19 protein-coding genes and 1 tRNA gene are annotated in these 16,746 nt (G+C 59.7%); 7 read left to right on the forward strand and 13 right to left on the reverse strand.

Annotation, left to right across the window (positions count from 1 at the left end; all coding sequences use genetic code 11):
- Window positions 1–43 precede the first annotated feature (43 nt).
- On the forward strand, window positions 44–505 hold the full coding sequence (locus I6L44_RS04155) for a hotdog fold thioesterase (RefSeq protein WP_216953377.1): 462 nt from the start codon (window positions 44–46) through the stop codon (window positions 503–505).
- Window positions 506–685: 180 nt separating this feature from the next.
- Window positions 686–2,581 carry a DEAD/DEAH box helicase gene (locus I6L44_RS04160; RefSeq protein ID WP_199258754.1) on the forward strand — a complete coding sequence of 632 codons (1,896 nt, stop codon included), beginning with the start codon at window positions 686–688 and terminating at the stop codon, window positions 2,579–2,581.
- Window positions 2,582–3,030: 449 nt separating this feature from the next.
- On the opposite strand, the gene I6L44_RS04165 is transcribed toward I6L44_RS04160, so the two are convergent.
- From I6L44_RS04165 to I6L44_RS04205, 9 genes are all read right to left on the reverse strand, one after another.
- Window positions 3,031–3,118: transfer RNA gene (locus tag I6L44_RS04165), tRNA-Ser, on the reverse strand.
- Window positions 3,119–3,263: 145 nt separating this feature from the next.
- Window positions 3,264–3,881 carry a TPM domain-containing protein gene (locus I6L44_RS04170; RefSeq protein WP_005337196.1) on the reverse strand — a complete coding sequence of 206 codons (618 nt, stop codon included), beginning with the start codon at window positions 3,879–3,881 and terminating at the stop codon, window positions 3,264–3,266.
- Window positions 3,882–3,901: 20 nt separating this feature from the next.
- A complete protein-coding gene (locus tag I6L44_RS04175; RefSeq protein ID WP_216950602.1) occupies window positions 3,902–4,627 on the reverse strand; it encodes a YgcG family protein in 726 nt (241 codons plus the stop codon).
- A complete protein-coding gene (locus tag I6L44_RS04180; protein ID WP_005346564.1) occupies window positions 4,624–5,214 on the reverse strand; it encodes a LemA family protein in 591 nt (196 codons plus the stop codon). The genes I6L44_RS04175 and I6L44_RS04180 overlap by 4 nt, the downstream gene beginning before the upstream one ends.
- A gap of 85 nt (window positions 5,215–5,299) precedes the next feature.
- Window positions 5,300–6,037, reverse strand: coding sequence for a penicillin-insensitive murein endopeptidase (gene mepA, locus I6L44_RS04185; RefSeq protein WP_005359850.1), 738 nt, complete (start codon window positions 6,035–6,037; stop codon window positions 5,300–5,302).
- Window positions 6,031–6,936, reverse strand: coding sequence for an amino acid ABC transporter permease (locus tag I6L44_RS04190; RefSeq protein WP_100646116.1), 906 nt, complete (start codon window positions 6,934–6,936; stop codon window positions 6,031–6,033). The genes mepA and I6L44_RS04190 overlap by 7 nt, the downstream gene beginning before the upstream one ends.
- Window positions 6,936–7,757: a transporter substrate-binding domain-containing protein gene (locus tag I6L44_RS04195; protein WP_216953378.1), complete on the reverse strand. Its 822-nt coding sequence runs from the start codon at window positions 7,755–7,757 to the stop codon at window positions 6,936–6,938. The genes I6L44_RS04190 and I6L44_RS04195 overlap by 1 nt, the downstream gene beginning before the upstream one ends.
- A gap of 2 nt (window positions 7,758–7,759) precedes the next feature.
- On the reverse strand, window positions 7,760–8,557 hold the full coding sequence (locus tag I6L44_RS04200; protein WP_216953379.1) for an amino acid ABC transporter permease: 798 nt from the start codon (window positions 8,555–8,557) through the stop codon (window positions 7,760–7,762).
- Window positions 8,550–9,320 (reverse strand): amino acid ABC transporter ATP-binding protein, encoded by a 771-nt coding sequence (locus I6L44_RS04205; RefSeq protein WP_167556658.1) that lies wholly within the window; start codon window positions 9,318–9,320, stop codon window positions 8,550–8,552. Before I6L44_RS04205 ends, I6L44_RS04200 begins: the two co-directional genes overlap by 8 nt.
- Window positions 9,321–9,426: 106 nt before the next feature.
- Between I6L44_RS04205 and I6L44_RS04210 the strand changes: the two genes are divergently transcribed.
- Both I6L44_RS04210 and I6L44_RS04215 read left to right on the forward strand, forming a co-directional pair.
- Window positions 9,427–9,969: a hypothetical protein gene (locus tag I6L44_RS04210; protein WP_216953380.1), complete on the forward strand. Its 543-nt coding sequence runs from the start codon at window positions 9,427–9,429 to the stop codon at window positions 9,967–9,969.
- Window positions 9,970–10,218: 249 nt separating this feature from the next.
- A complete protein-coding gene (locus tag I6L44_RS04215) occupies window positions 10,219–10,467 on the forward strand; it encodes an RNA-binding protein (RefSeq protein ID WP_013723828.1) in 249 nt (82 codons plus the stop codon).
- A gap of 71 nt (window positions 10,468–10,538) precedes the next feature.
- On the opposite strand, the gene I6L44_RS04220 is transcribed toward I6L44_RS04215, so the two are convergent.
- Window positions 10,539–11,438 carry an aldo/keto reductase family oxidoreductase gene (locus I6L44_RS04220; protein ID WP_216953381.1) on the reverse strand — a complete coding sequence of 300 codons (900 nt, stop codon included), beginning with the start codon at window positions 11,436–11,438 and terminating at the stop codon, window positions 10,539–10,541.
- 149 nt (window positions 11,439–11,587) lie between these two features.
- Here I6L44_RS04220 and I6L44_RS04225 point away from each other — a divergent pair, with 149 nt between their 5' ends.
- The 3 genes from I6L44_RS04225 to ltaE all read left to right on the forward strand — a co-directional run bounded on the left by I6L44_RS04225 (window position 11,588) and on the right by ltaE (window position 13,916).
- Complete coding sequence (locus tag I6L44_RS04225; protein WP_033137628.1) at window positions 11,588–11,995, forward strand: helix-turn-helix transcriptional regulator; 408 nt, start codon at window positions 11,588–11,590, stop codon at window positions 11,993–11,995.
- A gap of 87 nt (window positions 11,996–12,082) precedes the next feature.
- Complete coding sequence (locus tag I6L44_RS04230) at window positions 12,083–12,784, forward strand: short-chain dehydrogenase (protein ID WP_216953382.1); 702 nt, start codon at window positions 12,083–12,085, stop codon at window positions 12,782–12,784.
- Window positions 12,785–12,896: 112 nt separating this feature from the next.
- Complete coding sequence (ltaE, locus tag I6L44_RS04235) at window positions 12,897–13,916, forward strand: low-specificity L-threonine aldolase (protein ID WP_216953383.1); 1,020 nt, start codon at window positions 12,897–12,899, stop codon at window positions 13,914–13,916.
- A gap of 89 nt (window positions 13,917–14,005) precedes the next feature.
- Here ltaE and I6L44_RS04240 read toward each other — a convergent pair whose 3' ends face one another.
- From I6L44_RS04240 to I6L44_RS04250, 3 genes are read right to left on the reverse strand one after another with little or no spacing between them, the layout of a single operon-like run.
- Window positions 14,006–14,437 (reverse strand): PAS domain-containing protein, encoded by a 432-nt coding sequence (locus tag I6L44_RS04240; protein WP_005337175.1) that lies wholly within the window; start codon window positions 14,435–14,437, stop codon window positions 14,006–14,008.
- A gap of 8 nt (window positions 14,438–14,445) precedes the next feature.
- Window positions 14,446–15,468: a response regulator gene (locus I6L44_RS04245; protein ID WP_103251765.1), complete on the reverse strand. Its 1,023-nt coding sequence runs from the start codon at window positions 15,466–15,468 to the stop codon at window positions 14,446–14,448.
- Between the two features lie 54 nt (window positions 15,469–15,522).
- Window positions 15,523–16,461: a LysR family transcriptional regulator gene (locus tag I6L44_RS04250; protein WP_216953384.1), complete on the reverse strand. Its 939-nt coding sequence runs from the start codon at window positions 16,459–16,461 to the stop codon at window positions 15,523–15,525.
- Window positions 16,462–16,746: the final 285 nt, after the last annotated feature.

The raw sequence follows: 16,746 nt of genomic DNA on the forward strand, positions 1-16,746 counted from the left end.
ATATCGGTACGCATTCATCGCTTACATAAGGAGTCTGCTCGCAATGAGTCACGATATTGCGCCCATCTGGCGTAAACCCATGAGTCTGGAGGGGCTCAACGCCACCTCTCGCAACACCCTGATGGCCCATCTCGATATCGTCTACACGGCTTTTGGCTCCGATTGGCTGGAAGCGATCATGCCGGTGGATCACCGTACGCACCAGCCCCTTGGCATGCTGCATGGCGGCGCATCCGTGGTGCTGGCGGAAACCTTGGGATCGATTGCCGCCAATATGGCTGTGGGGCCAGATAGCTACTGTGTGGGGTTGGAGGTGAATGCCAACCATCTGCGGGCCAAACGGGAAGGGGTGGTGACCGGGCGTTGCGCGCCGCTCCATCTGGGAGCAACAACTCAGGTGTGGCAGATTGAAATTCGGGACGAACGTGAGCGTTTATTGTGCACCAGCCGACTGACCATGGCGGTGCTCAAACACAAGCGGGGCAAGGACTCCAGCGAGGAGTGATCTGCAATAACGCACTATGAGTGCAAAATAAGCAAGCCATACTCGCCAGATCCCTCTATAATTGCCAACGTCTTGAGAGGCTTATCACATTTTTCAAGACAGCAGAACAAAGTGGCGCTATAATCGCCGCCTTTTTGCTATTCCGCGGTGTTAGCCGCCTGCCTTAATCTGGAAGAATCTATGTCTGATACCGAACAACTGCCCCTTTTTAGTGAGCTTGGACTGGCCGCGCCTGTATTGAAAGCGCTGCAGGACGTGGGCTATGAGCGCCCGTCACCGATCCAGGCCGCAGCAATTCCCCACCTGATGGCGGGACACGATCTGCTGGGGCAGGCGCAAACCGGTACAGGGAAGACCGCTGCTTTTGCCTTGCCTCTGTTGTCTCGTCTGGAAGCTGGTAACCGCAACACCCAGATCCTGGTGCTGGCGCCTACCCGCGAACTGGCGCTGCAGGTGGCTGAAGCGTGCCAACGCTATGCACACCACATGCCTGATTTCCACGTGCTGCCGATCTACGGTGGTGCCTCCTACGAAACCCAGACCCGCGCCCTGCGTCGTGGTGCCCAGGTTGTCGTCGGTACTCCGGGCCGCGTGATGGATCTGATCCGTCGCAAGAACTTGGATCTCTCCGGCCTGAAAGCTCTGGTACTGGACGAAGCTGATGAAATGCTGCGTATGGGCTTCATCGACGACGTGGACTGGATCATGGAGCAGTGCCCGAGCTCTCGTCAGGTTGCTCTGTTCTCTGCCACCATGCCGGAGCAGATCCGTCGCGTGGCCCAGAAGCACCTGAAGCAGCCCAAAGAGATCAAGATCGCCTCCAAGACTGCTACCGCTACCACTATTCGCCAGCGTTACTGGCAGGTAACCGGTCTGCACAAGCTGGACGCCATGACCCGCCTGCTGGAAGTGGAATCCTACGAAGCCCTGCTGGTATTCGTACGTACCAAGAACGCTGCCGAAGAGCTGGCTGGCAAGCTGGCCGCACGTGGCCACGCCTGTGAAGCGCTGCACGGTGACATCCCGCAGAAGCTGCGTGAGCGTACCGTTGACAAGCTGCGTCAGGGCCAGCTGGACATCCTGATCGCCACCGACGTGGTTGCCCGTGGTCTGGACGTTGAGCGTATCACCCACGTAGTGAACTACGACATTCCGTACGACACCGAATCCTACGTTCACCGTATCGGCCGTACCGGTCGTGCCGGTCGCAAGGGCGAGGCCATCCTGTTCGTGGCTCCGCGCGAGCGCCGCATGCTGCGCGCCATCGAGCACGCAACCCGTCAGGCCATCGAGCCGATGAAGATGCCGAGCACCGAGGACATCAACCAGCATCGTCTGGCCAAGTTCAAAGAGCGCATCCGCGAAACCATGATGGGCGAAGAGCTCGAGATCTACCACAACCTGGTAAACGAGCTGATCGAAGAAGATTCTGCCGATCCGCTGGAGCTGGCTGCCGCACTGGCCAAGCTGGTACAGGGCGACCAACCGCTGCTGCTGGATGACTCCATCCCGGATCCGCTGTTCAACAACAGCAACGATCGTGGTGGCTTCGAGCGTCGTGACTTCAACGATCGCGGCGGTCGTGACTTCGGTGACCGTGGCGATCGTCCGGCCCGTCGCATGCCGTCCCTGGAGCCGCGTCCGCTGAAAGACAACCCGGACGTGGAGATGGAGCGCTACCGTGTCGACGTGGGTGCCCATCACGGCGTCAAGCCGGGCCAGATCGTGGGCGCCATCGCCAACGAAGCGAATATCGAGAGCCGCTTCATCGGCAACATCGACATCGCTGACGACTTCTCCACCGTTGACCTGCCCAAGGGCATTAGCGCCGATGTGCTGGAAGTGATCAAGAAAGCCCGTGTTTGCCAGCGTCCGCTGCAGATCACTCGCTACACCGAGGTGCCGGCCGGTGGCAACACCAGCAGCCGTCCGCCGCGCGGTGATCGTCCGTTCCGTGGCGACCGTCCTTTCAACAAGGATCGCCGTCCGCAGGGTGACCGTCCGTTCAACAAGGATCGCCGCGAAGGTGGTTTCAACAAAGATCGCAAATTCGGTGGCAAGCGCCGCGAAAGCTGATTGCTGATCCCGTTATGAAGAAGGCCGCTCATTGAGCGGCCTTTTTTTGTGCCAGCCTCTCGCGAGGCGGTAAGGTGCTGGTGCGCCGAGGATAACAGGAAAACTGTGCTCAGAACCTTGTGGTGAGCGCTCAGGCTGCCATAAAGCTGTCATGCTGAGGAGATAGATGACGCCGACGTGGCATGCCTCACCATCGCCCTGAGGGTGGTTTGCTGGGTACCCGTCGCTGAGCGTTAGAAAAGGGGGGCATGCCGGCTAATGACACAACGGCGATGAGCAAGCCCATGCCCAACCAGCTGCTCCATGGGAAGTGCCGGGGAGGTGTTGCTCATACAGGCGATGGTCTGGCGAGAGTGCTCACCTGTTTTTGTCGTTGTTGCCGTTGTCGGCACCGATGTTTGTGTTTTCCGGAAAGCAAAAAACCGACCCTGAGGTCGGTTTTTTTAATTTGGCGGTGAGGGAGGGATTCGAACCCTCGATACGTTGCCGTATACACACTTTCCAGGCGTGCTCCTTCAGCCACTCGGACACCTCACCAAATTTTCGTTCGCTGCGCTGTTGCGCTGGAACGGGGCGTAATTTAGGGGAAAGGACTGTGTGGGTCAACCTCTTTTCCCCTTATTTTTCATAATCTTTTCCGAATGCCTAACCCTTGTGCAGAATGCCGGTTTTTTAAACCGGATCAGGGCTTGTCGAGGATGATCAGACTGTCCGGCAGCTCGTTTTGATCCCGGGTGGCCGGGAAGGCATCGGTCAGAATGGCGCTAACGCGCTCTACGCACTCCAGAAAACCCTGTTCGATCTCCTTGTTGCGCACTCGTGCCACGAAGTCGTCGATGATCTCCTGCCACTGGCCGTTGTCGATATGCTGGGCGATGCCGTCATCCACCAGTATTTCTACATAGTGCTCGGCGGCCGAGACGAAGATCAGCACCCCGAGCCGGTCGCGGGTGCGGTGCAGCCCCTGTTCGACAAATTGCAGGCGGGCCATCAGGGCCGCCCGATGCTGGCGAACCTTCTTCGGGATGAGCCGCATCTTGATGGGGGTCCAGTGGAACAGCAGGCTCAGCAGCAGCCAGACCGACCACTGCACCAGCAGGATTTCGTACCAACCGAGCCAGAAGCCGAGCTGGAACACCAGCAGCGGGGTGAGCATCGCCAGCAGCGCCGCCCAGAGGGTGGGAATGTAGCGATAGCCATCGCTGGCCGGGGCCAGCACGGTGACCAGTTCAGCATCAGTCTCTAGCTCCGCTTCGCGCACCTTGGCCTGAAGCGTGTGGAAGAACTGTTTAGAAATCATGATTTGTCTCTTTACTCCTGTTACCAGCCACCGGAAGCTCCGCCGCCGCCAAAACTGCCGCCGCCACCGCTGAATCCGCCGCCGGAGCGACCACCAAAGGAGCCGGCACCCAATCCACCAGCCATGTAGGTCGACCGACGTCGTCCTCCCGGCCCACCGCCACCCCCCCCGCGCAGGTTGTGGAGCACGATCATTGCAATCACCACCAGAATAAACAGCCAGGGGCCGCCACCGTTGTCACTCTTTGGCTGCTCGACCGGCTGATATTCCCCGGCGAGTGCCTTCATGATGCTCTGGCTGCCCGCCATGATCCCGGCCACCATATCGCCGCGCTTGAAGGCGGGCAGGATGCGGCCATGGATGATGTTGGCGGCGATGGCGTCGGGCAGGGCGCCTTCCAGCCCATATCCCACCTCGATCCGCACCTTGCGCTCATCCTGGGCGATCAGCAACAACACGCCACTGTTTTTGTCTTTCTGGCCGATCCCCCAGTGGCGACCGAGCTGGTAGCCGTACTCCTCGATAGTCTCCCCATCGAGGCTGTCGACGGAGACCACCACCAGCTGGATGCCGCTGCGCTTTTCAAAGGCGGCCAGCTGTTGGGTCAGTTGATGGGCCTGTTTGCGGGACATAAGACTGGCTTCATCCACCACCCGTCCGCTCAGCGTCGGGAAGTCCGGTGCCGCTTGCAGGGCACTGGCCCAGAGCAGCAGACAGGGAAGAAACCAGCGCAGCATCATCTTCATTGGAAGCTGACCTTGGGCGCCTCATCGGCACCGGGTTTGGCACTGAAACTGGGTTTGGCCTCCAGATCCGAGTAGAGCAGCTTGGACCAGATAACGCCGGGGAAAGTGCGGATCTCGGTATTGAACTGGCGCACCGCCTCGATATAGTCGCGGCGAGCCACCGAGATGCGGTTCTCGGTTCCTTCCAGCTGTGCCTGCAGGGCAAGGAACTGCTGATCCGCTTTCAGCTCGGGGTAGCGTTCTACCACCACCATCAGGCGGGAGAGGGCGCTGGAGAGCTGGTTCTGCGCCGCTTCAAACTCCTTGAGCTGGGCAGGATCGCTCACCTGTACGCTGCCGACCCGGGCACGGGCATCGGTGACCGCCTTTAGGGTCTCCTGCTCATGGCTGGCGTAGCCCTTGACGGTTGCCACCAGATTGGGAATGAGATCGGCGCGGCGCTGATACTGGTTCTCCACCTGCCCCCAGCTTGCTTTAACCTGCTCATCCAGGGTCGGAATGTTGTTCATGCCGCAGCCGGTCAGGCCGAGCAGCAGGGTCAGGGTCAACAGGCTCTGCGTGGTTCTGCGCCAGAGTGATGTGGCCATCTTGTTGTTCTCCTTTGGTATTTCGAGTCGATAGTGCGCCATGGATGGTGCACGACCAAGAGTGCACCACCATACCAGCTTGGGGTCAGTTGCCACAACGCGCAGGTAGCTCGGGTCGCTTGTTGATGCCGGAGACCTTGGGCAGTTGGGGCTTGTCTTTGAGCCAGGAGGCCAGCTCTTCCCCACAGCCATTGCCGGGCGGAATGGGAGCCTGAGGTTCGCAATCGGGGCTGCCCACCGGGCAGCGCAGCCGCACGTGGAAGTGGCTGAAGTGGCCCACCCAGGGGCGTAGCTTGGCGACCCAGGGTTCGTTACCAGCCTGTTGGCAGACCGCGGATTTGATCACCGGATTGACGAAGATGCGGGCCACCTCGGGTTTGCTGGCCGCAAGCCGCAGCAGGGTGAGCTGCTGTGGGCCAAAGCGCCCCGGCAACATCTTGTAGCTGGGTTCGTCGATCAGTGCCCACTCCTTGGGGGCATCCTGCTCCCATTTGCTGATGGGACGGTTGGCCATACGAAACCAGATATCGGCATCAAGTCCGGTCTGATGGCTGCGATGGCCAGAGGTAAAGGGGCCGCCCCGGGCCATCGCCAGATCAGCGATGTAGAGATCTGGCAGCCCGGCCATGCGGGTCTGGTTGGCCAGCGCTTGCAGATAGTGGATGAGGTCGGGGTGGCCGTAGTAGCGCAGCCGCTTGGTGCGGATCACCTGATAACCCGGCCCTTCAAGGGGTAGGGATACGCCGTTTTTCAGGCAACCGGCGGCATAACCACCGATGGCTTCCGCTTGCAATACAGTCGCCAGCAACAGGGACGTCAGCATGTACGTGCTCCTTGTCTTGCTTCGAGTCGGCTCAGCAATACGAACAGACTCAAACATATAAATAAATAGGCTGCGGCTACCAGCAGCCAGATCTCGTAGACCAGTCCGCTGGAGTTGGCCATCTCGGTACCGACGAAGGTGAGCTCCTGCACCGAGATAAGGGAAACGATGGCGGTATCCTTCACCAGCGCGATGAGCTGGCCGGTGAGTGGGGGCAGCATCAGCAGCATGGCCTGCGGCAGGATCACATGGCGCAGCCGCACCCAGGGAGAGAGCCCGAGGCTCTGCGCCGCCTCCCACTGACCACGGGGGATGGCGGCCAGCCCGGCGCGGACGATCTCGGCGACGAAGGCTGCGCTGATCATGCCAACGCAGAGGGTGCCTGAGATGAGGTTCTCCCAGCGGGCTGGTGGGCCAAACAGCGCCTCTTGCCACGGGGAGAGTGATACGGTGCCGAGCCAGCGGGAGAGGCCGCTCGAAGGCAGCAGCTGGTTGGCGATAAAGAAGTAGAAGATGAAGATAAAGACCAGCGGCGGCAGATTGCGGATCAGCTGGATAAAAAGGGTCGCGGGCATCACCAGCCAGGGGCGGCGGCTGAAGGCGGCTACCCCCAGCGCAGTGCCGAGCAGCAGCGCCAGCACCATGCCGAGCAGGGCGATGCGCAAGGTGGTGAGCAGACCGCTGAAAAAGTAGGGCAACTCGCCGTGAGGGCCGGGGGTGAACAGCAGGTCGAAGGCTTCATGCCAGCGCCACTGATAGGCCACCCCTATGTGCAGGCGGCTGGCCAGCCAGAGGCCAGCCAGCAGCAGGATCAGGGCGATCGCCCCATCCAGCCAGTTGATGTTCCGACATGGCCCACGGATGATGCGCCGGATGGTCTCTTTTAGAGCAATCAGCATCAGGGGTTAGCGACCTGTGCTTCCCACGCCAGCGACTTGAACCAGTAGTCATGGCGCGCCTTGAGCCAGCCATCGGCCTGACGGGCGGCGATCCACTCGTTGAACTGCTCAGCCAGGGCATCATCCCCCTTGCGCAGGGCACAGCCTTCATCGCCTTGTGCCAACGGCTCGGCAAACGGCATAAAGAGGGCATTCGGGTGGCGCAGCGCCTCTTGCTCGGGTTTCGGGGAAGAGGAGAGGGCGCCGTGGGCGCGGCCGTTCAGCACCTCCTGAAATACCTGTGACTCGTCATCGAACTGGCGCAGGGTGGCCTTGGGGAAGTGTTCTTTTGCCACCTGTACCGGTGAGGCGCCACGACGTACCGCCAGGATCACCCCGCGCTGGTTGAAGTCCGCCACGGTTTTCTTCTCTTTGGCCAGGGTGCTGGAGGCGGCCAGCTGCACCCCCGAATGGGAGTAGGCCTGGGTGAAGCGCACGCTCTTCTCCCGCTCGGGGGTGATGGTGAGGCCGCCGATGATGACGTCATATTTTTTCGCCAGCAGGGAGGGGATGATGCCATCCCAGGCGGTAGGCACGAACTCTACCTGCCAGCCGTTATCTGTGGCGAGGCGACGGGCCACGTCAATCTCGAAACCGATCAAGGCCCCCTGCTTGTCGCGCATCGCCCAGGGGGCGAAGGTGGACATGCCGACCCGCAGGGTACCGCTCTGCTCGATCTGTGCCTGGGTGTCGGAGGGGGCAGTTTCTGCCAGTGCCGGAGTGAGCAGGCTTGTCAGTAGCAGGGCAGCGCCCGACAGGGTGGTCTTGAATGACAGATTCATGGTTAGCGTCCTTGTTGATCCGGATTCAGGTGACGGGTCAGCGCCCGCGAACAGGCTGACAGCGTCAGGGTTAACAGCAAATAGAGGGCAGCTACGGTAAACCACACCTCAAAGGTCAGAAACGTATCGGCAACCAGAGTACGCCCTTCGTTGGTCAGATCGAAGATGGCGATCACACTCACCAGCGCCGAATGTTTGATAAGGGAGACCAGCTCGTTGGTCAGTGGCGGCAAGGTGATGCGCACCAGCTGGGGCAGGATCACCTTGCGCAGGGTGATGGCCCGTGACAAGCCAAGCGACTGGGCTGCCTCCCACTGTCCTTTGGGAATGGCCTGTACACCTGCACGCAGCACTTCGGCGGTGAAGGCCCCCTGATAGAGGGAGAGGCTCAACACGGCGCAGGCAAGGGGGGCCAATCCCAGCATGGGGCCCAGCAAGAAATAGAGAATATAGAGCTGCACCAACTGGGGCGTGGTGCGCACCAGCGCCAGATAGGCGATGGCGAGCCAGGGGCCGAGCCGAGAGGGGAGCAGCCGCAGGCTAACCACGCACAGACCGACCGCCATCGTGCCCAACAGACTGAGCTGCGCCACCTGCAAAGTGACCAGCAGGCCGTTTAGCAGGGGGCCGGCATAAAAGGTTCCCTCATCCCATTCGCCGAGAAAGGGCAATACCCGCGGCCACTGCCACTCATAGCCCATCTGGCGAGCGCCGCTATAGAGCGCCCAGCCGAGCAACACAGAGAGCATCACAGTGCCCGACAACCAGCCGAGCAGGCGGGGAAGATTGAGCCTAGCCATGATAGCTGAGCACCTGTTCGAGAAAGGCCCGGGTGCGCGGGTGACGAGGGGCGTTGAACAGCTGGGCGGGCGGGGCCGACTCGATGATCTTGCCCTCATCCATAAAGAGCACCCGATCCGCTACTTGACGGGCAAAGCCCATCTCGTGAGTGACGCAGATCAGGGTCATCCCCTCGTCAGCCAGCTCGCGGATCACATCGAGCACTTCGCGGATCATCTCGGGGTCGAGGGCGGAGGTGGGCTCGTCAAACAGCATCAGCTCGGGTTGCATACAGAGTGAGCGGGCGATGGCGACCCGCTGCTGCTGGCCGCCGGAGAGCTGGTGAGGGTACTTGTCGGCCTGCGCCTGAATGCGCACCCGCTCGAGCAGCCCGAGCGCTCGGGCTTTGGCCTCTTGGGGGCGCAACCCCAGGGAGTGCACCGGCGCCACCATCAGGTTTTCCAGCACCGTCATATGGGGGAAGAGGTTGAACTGCTGAAACACCATGCCGACCCGACCTTGCAGGCGGCGCAAGTAGGCGGGGGTTACCGGCTCGCCAAACAGGAACAGCTGGCCGTCGTCGATCCCCTCCAGCCCGTTGATGGTGCGGATCAGGGTCGATTTTCCCGAGCCTGACGGGCCACAGATGACCCACTTCTCTCCCCGTTCAATGGTGAGATCGATGTGATGAAGAGCCTGAAAGTCGCCATAGAATTTGTCGACGCCACAAAAGCGCACACAGGGTTGCGAGCTGGTCAAGAAGCGGGTTCCACTGAGAATCATTTACGCCATGGTATTGATTTTATAGGGGGATGACAAAGAAAACCCCCTTGTCAGCATCCTGATGGCTATTCACAATGGCGCCATTTCGTGATGACAGGAGCTTTTCATGCGTATTACATCCTTGCTTGCCGGTTCGCAGGTGCAGCTGTTGATGCCGCCAGCGGTTCGCTATCGCTGCGTCATTTTTCTGCTGTTGCTGGTGAGTTGGGGCGTGGTGGCGGCCTCCTTGTGGGATGGCTGGGGCGCCATGGCGCTGCTCAACTGGGTGGGCGTGGTCTTTGGTGGCATCACCGGGATCATGGTTTCGCTGCCCCGCAGCTGGCAGCCCTGGCGCCTGGCGGAGCTGGGGTGGGACGAACAGCATATCTATCTGCTCAATGGCAACAAGGATGAGGCGCTGGCGCTGCCCCGCAACCAGCTGGTGGCGCTCGAGCGGGAGCGGCGAGTGGGTCACGACGGCCAGTGGCTCGACTTCAGCCTCGATCTGCAGCTGAGTGAAGAGGAGCTGGCGGCGGCCATGGCCTTACTGGATCTCAAGGCGGGGGAGCTCCATCTGGTGAGCCCGTCTGTCTATCGCTTCGGCTTTAAACGGGCCTGGCACGGTCGCCGGAGGCTGGCGCAACGGTTGTCAGATCTGCAATCGGCCTGAGTCGACTATTTTCTCGACAATTCCCGGCAAAGCTCAGATACTGCCAGTGACTCGAATTGATCTTGTCTGCACTGTTAACCCAAGAGATCAATCACTTGACGACAGTGTGGAGAAGGCCACGGCATGAAGCCATGGCAGGTCCGGCATAGGGGTTGTGCCCTTACCGTTATGCTGGGAATTGCATAGAGAAGGCACCTTGAATCGAGAGTGGATGGCATGAAGATTTACGTAGGAAATCTGTCGTACCGGATGACGGCCGACGAACTGAAAACCCTGTTCAGCCAGTTTGGACAGGTCGACAAGGTTGATATCATCATCGACCGCGATACCGGCCAGTCAAAGGGGTTTGGTTTTATTGAAATGCCGGTCAATGGTGATGCCGAAAAGGCCATCGCTGGTCTGCATGGCACAGAAGTCGGTGGCCGTACCATCACCGTCAACCAGGCCAAACCGAAGACAGATGCTCCCCGTGGTCGCCCGCAACAGCGCCACCGCTAAGGTACCTCGGCAATAAAAAAACGGCATGGGTTTCCCCCATGCCGTTTTTGTTTCTGAATGTTTTGCTGTGATCAGGGGACGTCGTAACCGAGTGCCGCCTTGCGGATGCGGAACCACTGCTGGCGGTTAAGCTCGATGGATTCGGCGGCCACGGCGGCGGCAATCCGCTCCCGCTTGCCGGAGCCAATCAATGGCAGCGGCTGGCTTGGCAGCATCATTACCCAAGCGTAGACCACCTGCTCGATAGTCTGGGCGCCCACTTCCTGACGGATCTGCTCCAGTTCGGCACGCAGCGGGGCATAGGCGTCATCGCTGAACAGTCGGCCGCCGCCGAGACATGACCAGGCCATCGGCTTGATGCCAAGCTGCTGGCACTGATCCAGGGTACCATCGAGGGTCCCTTCCTGATGAAGCGGCGAGATCTCCAGCTGGTTGGTGACTAGCGGGAAGGGGAGGCGCGATTGCAGTAGCTCGAACTGACGGGCGGTGAAGTTGGATACCCCGGCGTGCTTGATCTTACCCGCCTGTTTCAGGGTGATAAAGGCGTCGGCCACATCATCGGCGTTCATCAGGGGATCCGGGCGGTGGATCAGCAGCAGGTCCAGATGGTCGGTGCCGAGCTTGCGCAGCGAGGCCTCGGCGCTGGCGATGATATGGTCCTTGCCGGTGTTGTAGTGGTTGAGAGCATGCTCCGGCTTGGCGGTGAGGGCGATACCGCACTTGGTGACGATCTCCATCCGGCTGCGCAGGGAAGGCTCGAGGCGTAGGGCGTGACCAAAGGCCTCTTCGCACTGGTAGCCACCATAGATATCGGCGTGATCGATGGTGGTGACCCCCAGATCCAGATGATATTTCATCAGATCGAGCAGAGCGGCCGGAGAGAGCTGCCACTCCATCAGGCGCCAGTAACCCATGATGAGGCGAGAGAAGGTGGGGCCTTGCGGATGCAGGGCGACACGGGATACAGACATGGTTGACTCCTTTAAAAACGCGATGCGAAAACGATGTGCAACATGGATGACTGCGGGCATCTTGGCCCCATGTGGCTGGCAAAGCAATAATGGACAGTGGCATGATTCGAACTTTGGTTCTGACCGAAGAGAGTTGGGGAGATAATTGGATGGAAGGATTTGCCGAGCGCTTGCAGAGCCTGATCGGGGAGATGAGCGTGAGCGCCTTTGCCCGCAAGGTGGGGCTCAGTGAAGCGCTGATCCGCAAATATTTGAAGGGGGCCGAGCCTGGCCTGGCGCGGGCCAACCAGATCGCCATGGGGGCCAACTGCTCGCTGGAGTGGCTGGCGACCGGATGCGGTTATCTCTACCGTCAGGCGGAAGTGGTGGACAGGGAGGCGCTGGCTGCGGCGCAGCAACTGCTGGGCGAGCAGCAACCCGGGGTGGGGCTGCCCGATGAGGAGGCGCTGGTCACCCTGCTCGCCTACTACCAGTTTTTGCGCACCCACAAGAAAGCGGACGGTTTTCTCGACTTGGCGCTGGCGCGGGAGTTTGGCCGCCATCTGGGGGAAGCGTGATGAGGAGCATATTACCCTTTGGTCGTGTCACGGCCGGTTGATTATTCTGATACGCTCTAAGCAAGATAAGTCTCCATGGAATGGGCGATGAGCTACTTGATCCTCGGAAGTGGTGCGCTGGGCTCGGCGCTGGCAAGAGAGCTGATGGCAAGGGGGGAGTCATTCCTGCTGGCCGGGCGCAACTATCCCAAAGGGATCGAGATGGAGGACTTCTTCCCGCTGCCAGATGTCGATGCCATCTCGTTCGATGCCTTGTTTACCCTCTACGATTGCGATCCGCTTCCCACCGTTGTGATCAATACCATCGGCGTGTTGCACGATGTCAGCTTTATGCCGGAGCGGCGGGTCGAAGAGGTGCACCCCAAGTGGCTGTGCGACAGCCTGCTGGCCAATGCCTGGCCAACACTGGCGCTGGCTGCCCGTTTCAGCCGGTTGATGGGCAATGACCATCCGCTGTGGCTCTGCGCCATCTCCGATCTGGCGGGCTCCATCACCGCCAATCTGGAGGGGGGACGTTACAGCTACCGGATGAGCAAAGCGGCCCTCGACATGGGGGTGAAAACCCTGGCCCTTGAGTGGACGCAGCGTTTCCCGCAAGCAGGGGTGGTGGCCGTTGCGCCCGGCTTGATGGACTCCCCGATGAATACCCCCTTTCTGAGCGAGTTGCCCGCGGATCAATTGCTGGATCCTGCCGAGGTGGCGGTGAAACTGCTCAATCTCATCAAGGGGTTATCATTGACTCAATCGGGCCAGCTACTGGATCTGAACGGTCAGCCGCTGCCTTGGTAAATCCCGCCTGCGGGTTCTACGGACGTCTATTGGCTTCACATTCTGCTCATGCGCCCCTTGCCAAGCGAGGGGCGCATGGCTAACGTCACTCTCCTGTTTCAGGAGGGATCTCATGCGCTATATCGATTTACGAAGTGACACCGTCACCCAGCCTACTGACGCCATGCGTCAAGCCATGCTCCACGCCGAAGTCGGTGACGATGTCTATGGTGAAGATCCGGGCGTCAACGCGCTGGAGGCCTTTGGGGCCAGATTGCTGGGCAAACAGGCGGCGCTGTTTGTGCCGTCCGGCACCATGTCCAATCTGTTGGCGGTGATGAGCCACTGTCAGCGCGGTGAGGGGGCCATCCTCGGCAACGCCGCTCACATCTATCGCTATGAAGCGCAGGGGAGTGCCGTGCTGGGCTCCGTAGCCCTGCAACCCTTGCCGATGCAGCGCGATGGCACACTGGCATTCGATGATATCAGGGCTGCGCTGGCCCCTGATGATGCCCACTTCGTCCAGACTCGCCTGATCTGCCTTGAGAACACCCACAACGGCAAGGTGCTGCCGCTCTCCTATCTGCAGGAGATGGGGGCATTCGTTGCCGAGCGCGGCTTGAAGCTTCATCTCGATGGCGCCCGGCTTTTTAACGCCGCCGTGGCCAGCGAGACCCCGGTCGAGGTGATCGCCGCTCCATTTGATAGCATCTCGATTTGTCTCTCCAAGGGGTTGGGCGCACCGGTGGGCTCGCTGCTGGTGGGCAGACACGACTTCATCGCCCGTGCGCGCCGACTGCGCAAGATGCTGGGGGGCGGCATGCGTCAGGCGGGGATTCTGGCGCAAGCCGGTCTGTTTGCCCTCGAGCAGCACGTGACCCGCCTGGCCGATGATCACCGCCGTGCCAAACGGCTGGCCGAAGGGTTGGCTGCACTGCCGGGCATCGAGCTCGACCTCTCGCTGGTGCAGAGCAATATGGTGTTCCTGCGGCTGCGTGAGGGGGAATCAGCCCCTCTGCTCGCTTTTATGAAGGAGAGGGGGATCCTCTTCTCCGGTTACGGCGAGCTGCGGTTGGTGACCCATCTGCAAATCAACGATGACGATATTGAAGAGGTGATCGACGCCTTCACCGAGTATCTCGGGGCGCGTTGAGACGGCTGGTGAGGTAGAGGTTATACCGAGACCTGTTCATACCGAAATAAAAGAGGGCGCCGCGGCGCCCTCTGTTATTTGCTGCAAGCTCAAGCCTGCCGCTGGCCGCTCATCAGCATGGCCTCATCGGTAGCGTCGTAGATCATCACCGCGATATGGGTCACCTGACCGCCGAAATCGGCCAGTGGCACCAGCGTCAGGTTCTGGAACATATGGGGGGCCGAGCCGGTAATGGGGCGATAGTTGGAGAAACGTAGCAGATAGGGCTTCTGCTCCCAGGTGCTGAAGGCGCGGTTGTTGAGCTTGAAGACCATGTTGGCCTTGCGCTCGAACCAGGCTCTGTCCACATCGGGGAAGAGCTCGAACAGTACGCCATCGCGCACGTCACTGGCCAGTCGGCCGCTGTGGCTCTCCATAAAGCCGTTCCACACCTGTACCTTGTACTCCTTGTCGAGCACTACCAGGCCTACGTCCAGGTTCTGGACTATGTTCATCAGCCAATGAAATTCACGGATTTCCATAGTCACTCCTAGAGCATGTGCATGATTTTGTTGTTCATGGTGGCGATGGAATCTTCGGTAAACAGCAGCAGCAGATCACACTGCACCGCGTAATCCTGGATCCGGTAGTTGATCTCGATGGCGAGCGTGCGGCGCCAGCGACTCTTGTTGGTGTTGATCAGCTCGTTGATGGGTCTGTGCTGGCCGAGCACCACCGGGTGCCCCTGACTGAAGGGGGTGTCGAGCTGGTTGGCGTAGCCGCGTAGGAAGGCGCCGATCAGCACGTTGGCGGTATCCATCAACAGCTCCAGTTCGGCGGTGCGATCCAGCGTCCCCTGATGGTTCATCAGCTTGGCCAAATCTTTGAAGCTGGAGTCATGGAACAGGATCAGCGCTTCACCGGCGATCCCAGCTCCGATAAACCCCTGACAGACGGCGGAGAGGGTATCTGAATCCGCAGCGGCCGAGAGGGCCATATGCAACTCTGATACTTCCAGCACGTTGACGTTGGGGATGGGCAGTACCACGAAGGCGTTGAGCAGACGAGCCAGCAAGTCGGCGGCCTGACCCATGGAGACGTTGGCCAGCTCCTGATAGACATCGCGGATTTCGGGGGTGATCTTGACGCCTGCATCGGCTACCACGCCGCTTGGCAAGGGCTCGGCTGCACTCGGCTGATTACCCGATGAAGCACTCCAGAAGCCATGTTGTTTGAGCAGGGCTAGCAGGGTATCTGGGGCGGCGGGCTTCTTGATGAAATCGAGCGCCCCCAGCCCCATGACCCGCTGATAGGCCTCAGGCTGGATATCTCCGGAGACCACGAAAACCTTGCTGCGTAGTCCTTCCCGTTTCAGGGTCTCCAGCACACCGTAACCGTCCATCTCAGGCATAGTGAGATCGAGAAAGATGAGATCCCCATGGCCCATCAGCACCTGTTCGATCCCTTCAAGGCCATTCGCCGCATAGTGCAAATCGACTTTCCAGTCAGCCGGTAGCGCTCGTGCCAGCTGTTTGCGGGCGAACCCGGAGTCATCACATATCAATACATTCATGGCGTTAGGCAGGCTCTGTTGGCAAGGATTGCTATAAGTGTGGCCCGCTAACAGTCAGATGCAATGTGGGAGGTTGTCACCCTGTGAAAATTGGTTATCCCATTGCCGGTTACGATAGCGTGCGGAGTATTTCTCAACAAATTCAGCGAACATCTTAACACGCAACGGGGCGAACTGGTGCTGGCAACACAACATGTAGAAGGGGCGATTGCCGGTCTGCCAGTCGGTCAGTACCGGTACCAGCTGCTCGTCATGGAGGAAGCTGCTCAGATAGTGCAGCGGGGCGTTGACTATCCCCAGATGACGCCGGGCTGCGCGCACGGCGGCCTGAGTCTGGTTGACGGTCAGTTTGGCGCTGCGTTTGATGCAGACGCTCTGGCCATCCTTGTCGGTCAGTTGCCAGTGCTGGTGTGGCCAGCAGTAGATGAGATCATGTTCTTCCAGCTGGCTGGGGTGGGAGGGGGTTCCCTTCTTGGTCAGATAGAGTGGCGAGGCAAACAGGCCGTACTCGATATGACCGAGACAGATCGCATTGGGCAGCGACTGGGGCAGCTCACCGTTGAAGAACACCAGATCCCGATCATTGTCGAACAGGTGCTGGTGATCATTGGTCTGGGTGATATCGAACTGTACCTCGGGATAGTGCAGCCCGAATTCGGCCAGCATATCGATGAGGATGGTGTTGGAGAGCGCGATCGGCGCGGCTATCCGGATAAGCCCGGTGATGTCTGCTTCTTTACCCCGGATCTCGCTGGTGGCCTGCTCGATTTGTGCAAGCGGTGTGCAGAGACGCTCGTAGTATCTGAGCCCTTCATCGGTAAGACGGAGTTTACGGGTAGAGCGATGTAGCAGGGAGCAACCCAGTTGCTCTTCCAGCTGGGAAATGCGTCGACTGATGGTGCCTGTTGGCATGCCCAGTGCGGCTGCAGCATGGGAGAATCCTCCCTCTTGCACCACCTTGACGAACAGGTAGAACTCTTCGATGTGCTTCATAAACGCTGTTCTGGGTGTAACAAGGGGGCAACCATAAAAAGAGCCTTATCGCTTGGCAAGGGTAATTCAGCGTTTAATTGATCTGGATTCGATTTCTACTGATACCAGTTTAAATTTTCAATTGTTCTCGAATGAGGATTATTTTCTGCGCCACAGTCATTGTTGCGAGATGTCACCCGTTAGCTCAAGAGAGAGAGGCGACATGGTATGACTACAATACGACCCAACCTCAGGAAAAAAGAGGATCGCGCTGGTCAAGAGCAGTTCTTTTTTTCGGCGATGTGA

This window comes from Aeromonas sp. FDAARGOS 1414 (genome assembly GCF_019047065.1).
Classification (GTDB): Bacteria; Pseudomonadota; Gammaproteobacteria; order Enterobacterales; family Aeromonadaceae; genus Aeromonas; species Aeromonas veronii_A.

What these genes read in the sequence shown, in the direction of transcription:
- I6L44_RS04195 (WP_216953378.1), bottom strand. Translation starts at nt 7,757, where the DNA reads ATGAATCTGTCATTCAAGACCACCCTGTCGGGCGCTGCCCTGCTACTG.
- I6L44_RS04180 (WP_005346564.1), bottom strand. Translation starts at nt 5,214, where the DNA reads ATGGCCACATCACTCTGGCGCAGAACCACGCAGAGCCTGTTGACCCTG.
- I6L44_RS04245 (WP_103251765.1), bottom strand. Translation starts at nt 15,468, where the DNA reads ATGAATGTATTGATATGTGATGACTCCGGGTTCGCCCGCAAACAGCTG.
- I6L44_RS04190 (WP_100646116.1), bottom strand. Translation starts at nt 6,936, where the DNA reads ATGCTGATTGCTCTAAAAGAGACCATCCGGCGCATCATCCGTGGGCCA.
- I6L44_RS04160 (WP_199258754.1), top strand. Translation starts at nt 686, where the DNA reads ATGTCTGATACCGAACAACTGCCCCTTTTTAGTGAGCTTGGACTGGCC.
- I6L44_RS04210 (WP_216953380.1), top strand. Translation starts at nt 9,427, where the DNA reads ATGCGTATTACATCCTTGCTTGCCGGTTCGCAGGTGCAGCTGTTGATG.
- I6L44_RS04250 (WP_216953384.1), bottom strand. Translation starts at nt 16,461, where the DNA reads ATGAAGCACATCGAAGAGTTCTACCTGTTCGTCAAGGTGGTGCAAGAG.
- I6L44_RS04170 (WP_005337196.1), bottom strand. Translation starts at nt 3,881, where the DNA reads ATGATTTCTAAACAGTTCTTCCACACGCTTCAGGCCAAGGTGCGCGAA.
- mepA (WP_005359850.1), bottom strand. Translation starts at nt 6,037, where the DNA reads ATGCTGACGTCCCTGTTGCTGGCGACTGTATTGCAAGCGGAAGCCATC.
- I6L44_RS04240 (WP_005337175.1), bottom strand. Translation starts at nt 14,437, where the DNA reads ATGGAAATCCGTGAATTTCATTGGCTGATGAACATAGTCCAGAACCTG.
- I6L44_RS04225 (WP_033137628.1), top strand. Translation starts at nt 11,588, where the DNA reads ATGGAAGGATTTGCCGAGCGCTTGCAGAGCCTGATCGGGGAGATGAGC.
- I6L44_RS04155 (WP_216953377.1), top strand. Translation starts at nt 44, where the DNA reads ATGAGTCACGATATTGCGCCCATCTGGCGTAAACCCATGAGTCTGGAG.
- I6L44_RS04175 (WP_216950602.1), bottom strand. Translation starts at nt 4,627, where the DNA reads ATGAAGATGATGCTGCGCTGGTTTCTTCCCTGTCTGCTGCTCTGGGCC.
- I6L44_RS04220 (WP_216953381.1), bottom strand. Translation starts at nt 11,438, where the DNA reads ATGTCTGTATCCCGTGTCGCCCTGCATCCGCAAGGCCCCACCTTCTCT.
- I6L44_RS04200 (WP_216953379.1), bottom strand. Translation starts at nt 8,557, where the DNA reads ATGGCTAGGCTCAATCTTCCCCGCCTGCTCGGCTGGTTGTCGGGCACT.
- ltaE (WP_216953383.1), top strand. Translation starts at nt 12,897, where the DNA reads ATGCGCTATATCGATTTACGAAGTGACACCGTCACCCAGCCTACTGAC.
- I6L44_RS04230 (WP_216953382.1), top strand. Translation starts at nt 12,083, where the DNA reads ATGAGCTACTTGATCCTCGGAAGTGGTGCGCTGGGCTCGGCGCTGGCA.
- I6L44_RS04205 (WP_167556658.1), bottom strand. Translation starts at nt 9,320, where the DNA reads ATGATTCTCAGTGGAACCCGCTTCTTGACCAGCTCGCAACCCTGTGTG.
- I6L44_RS04215 (WP_013723828.1), top strand. Translation starts at nt 10,219, where the DNA reads ATGACGGCCGACGAACTGAAAACCCTGTTCAGCCAGTTTGGACAGGTC.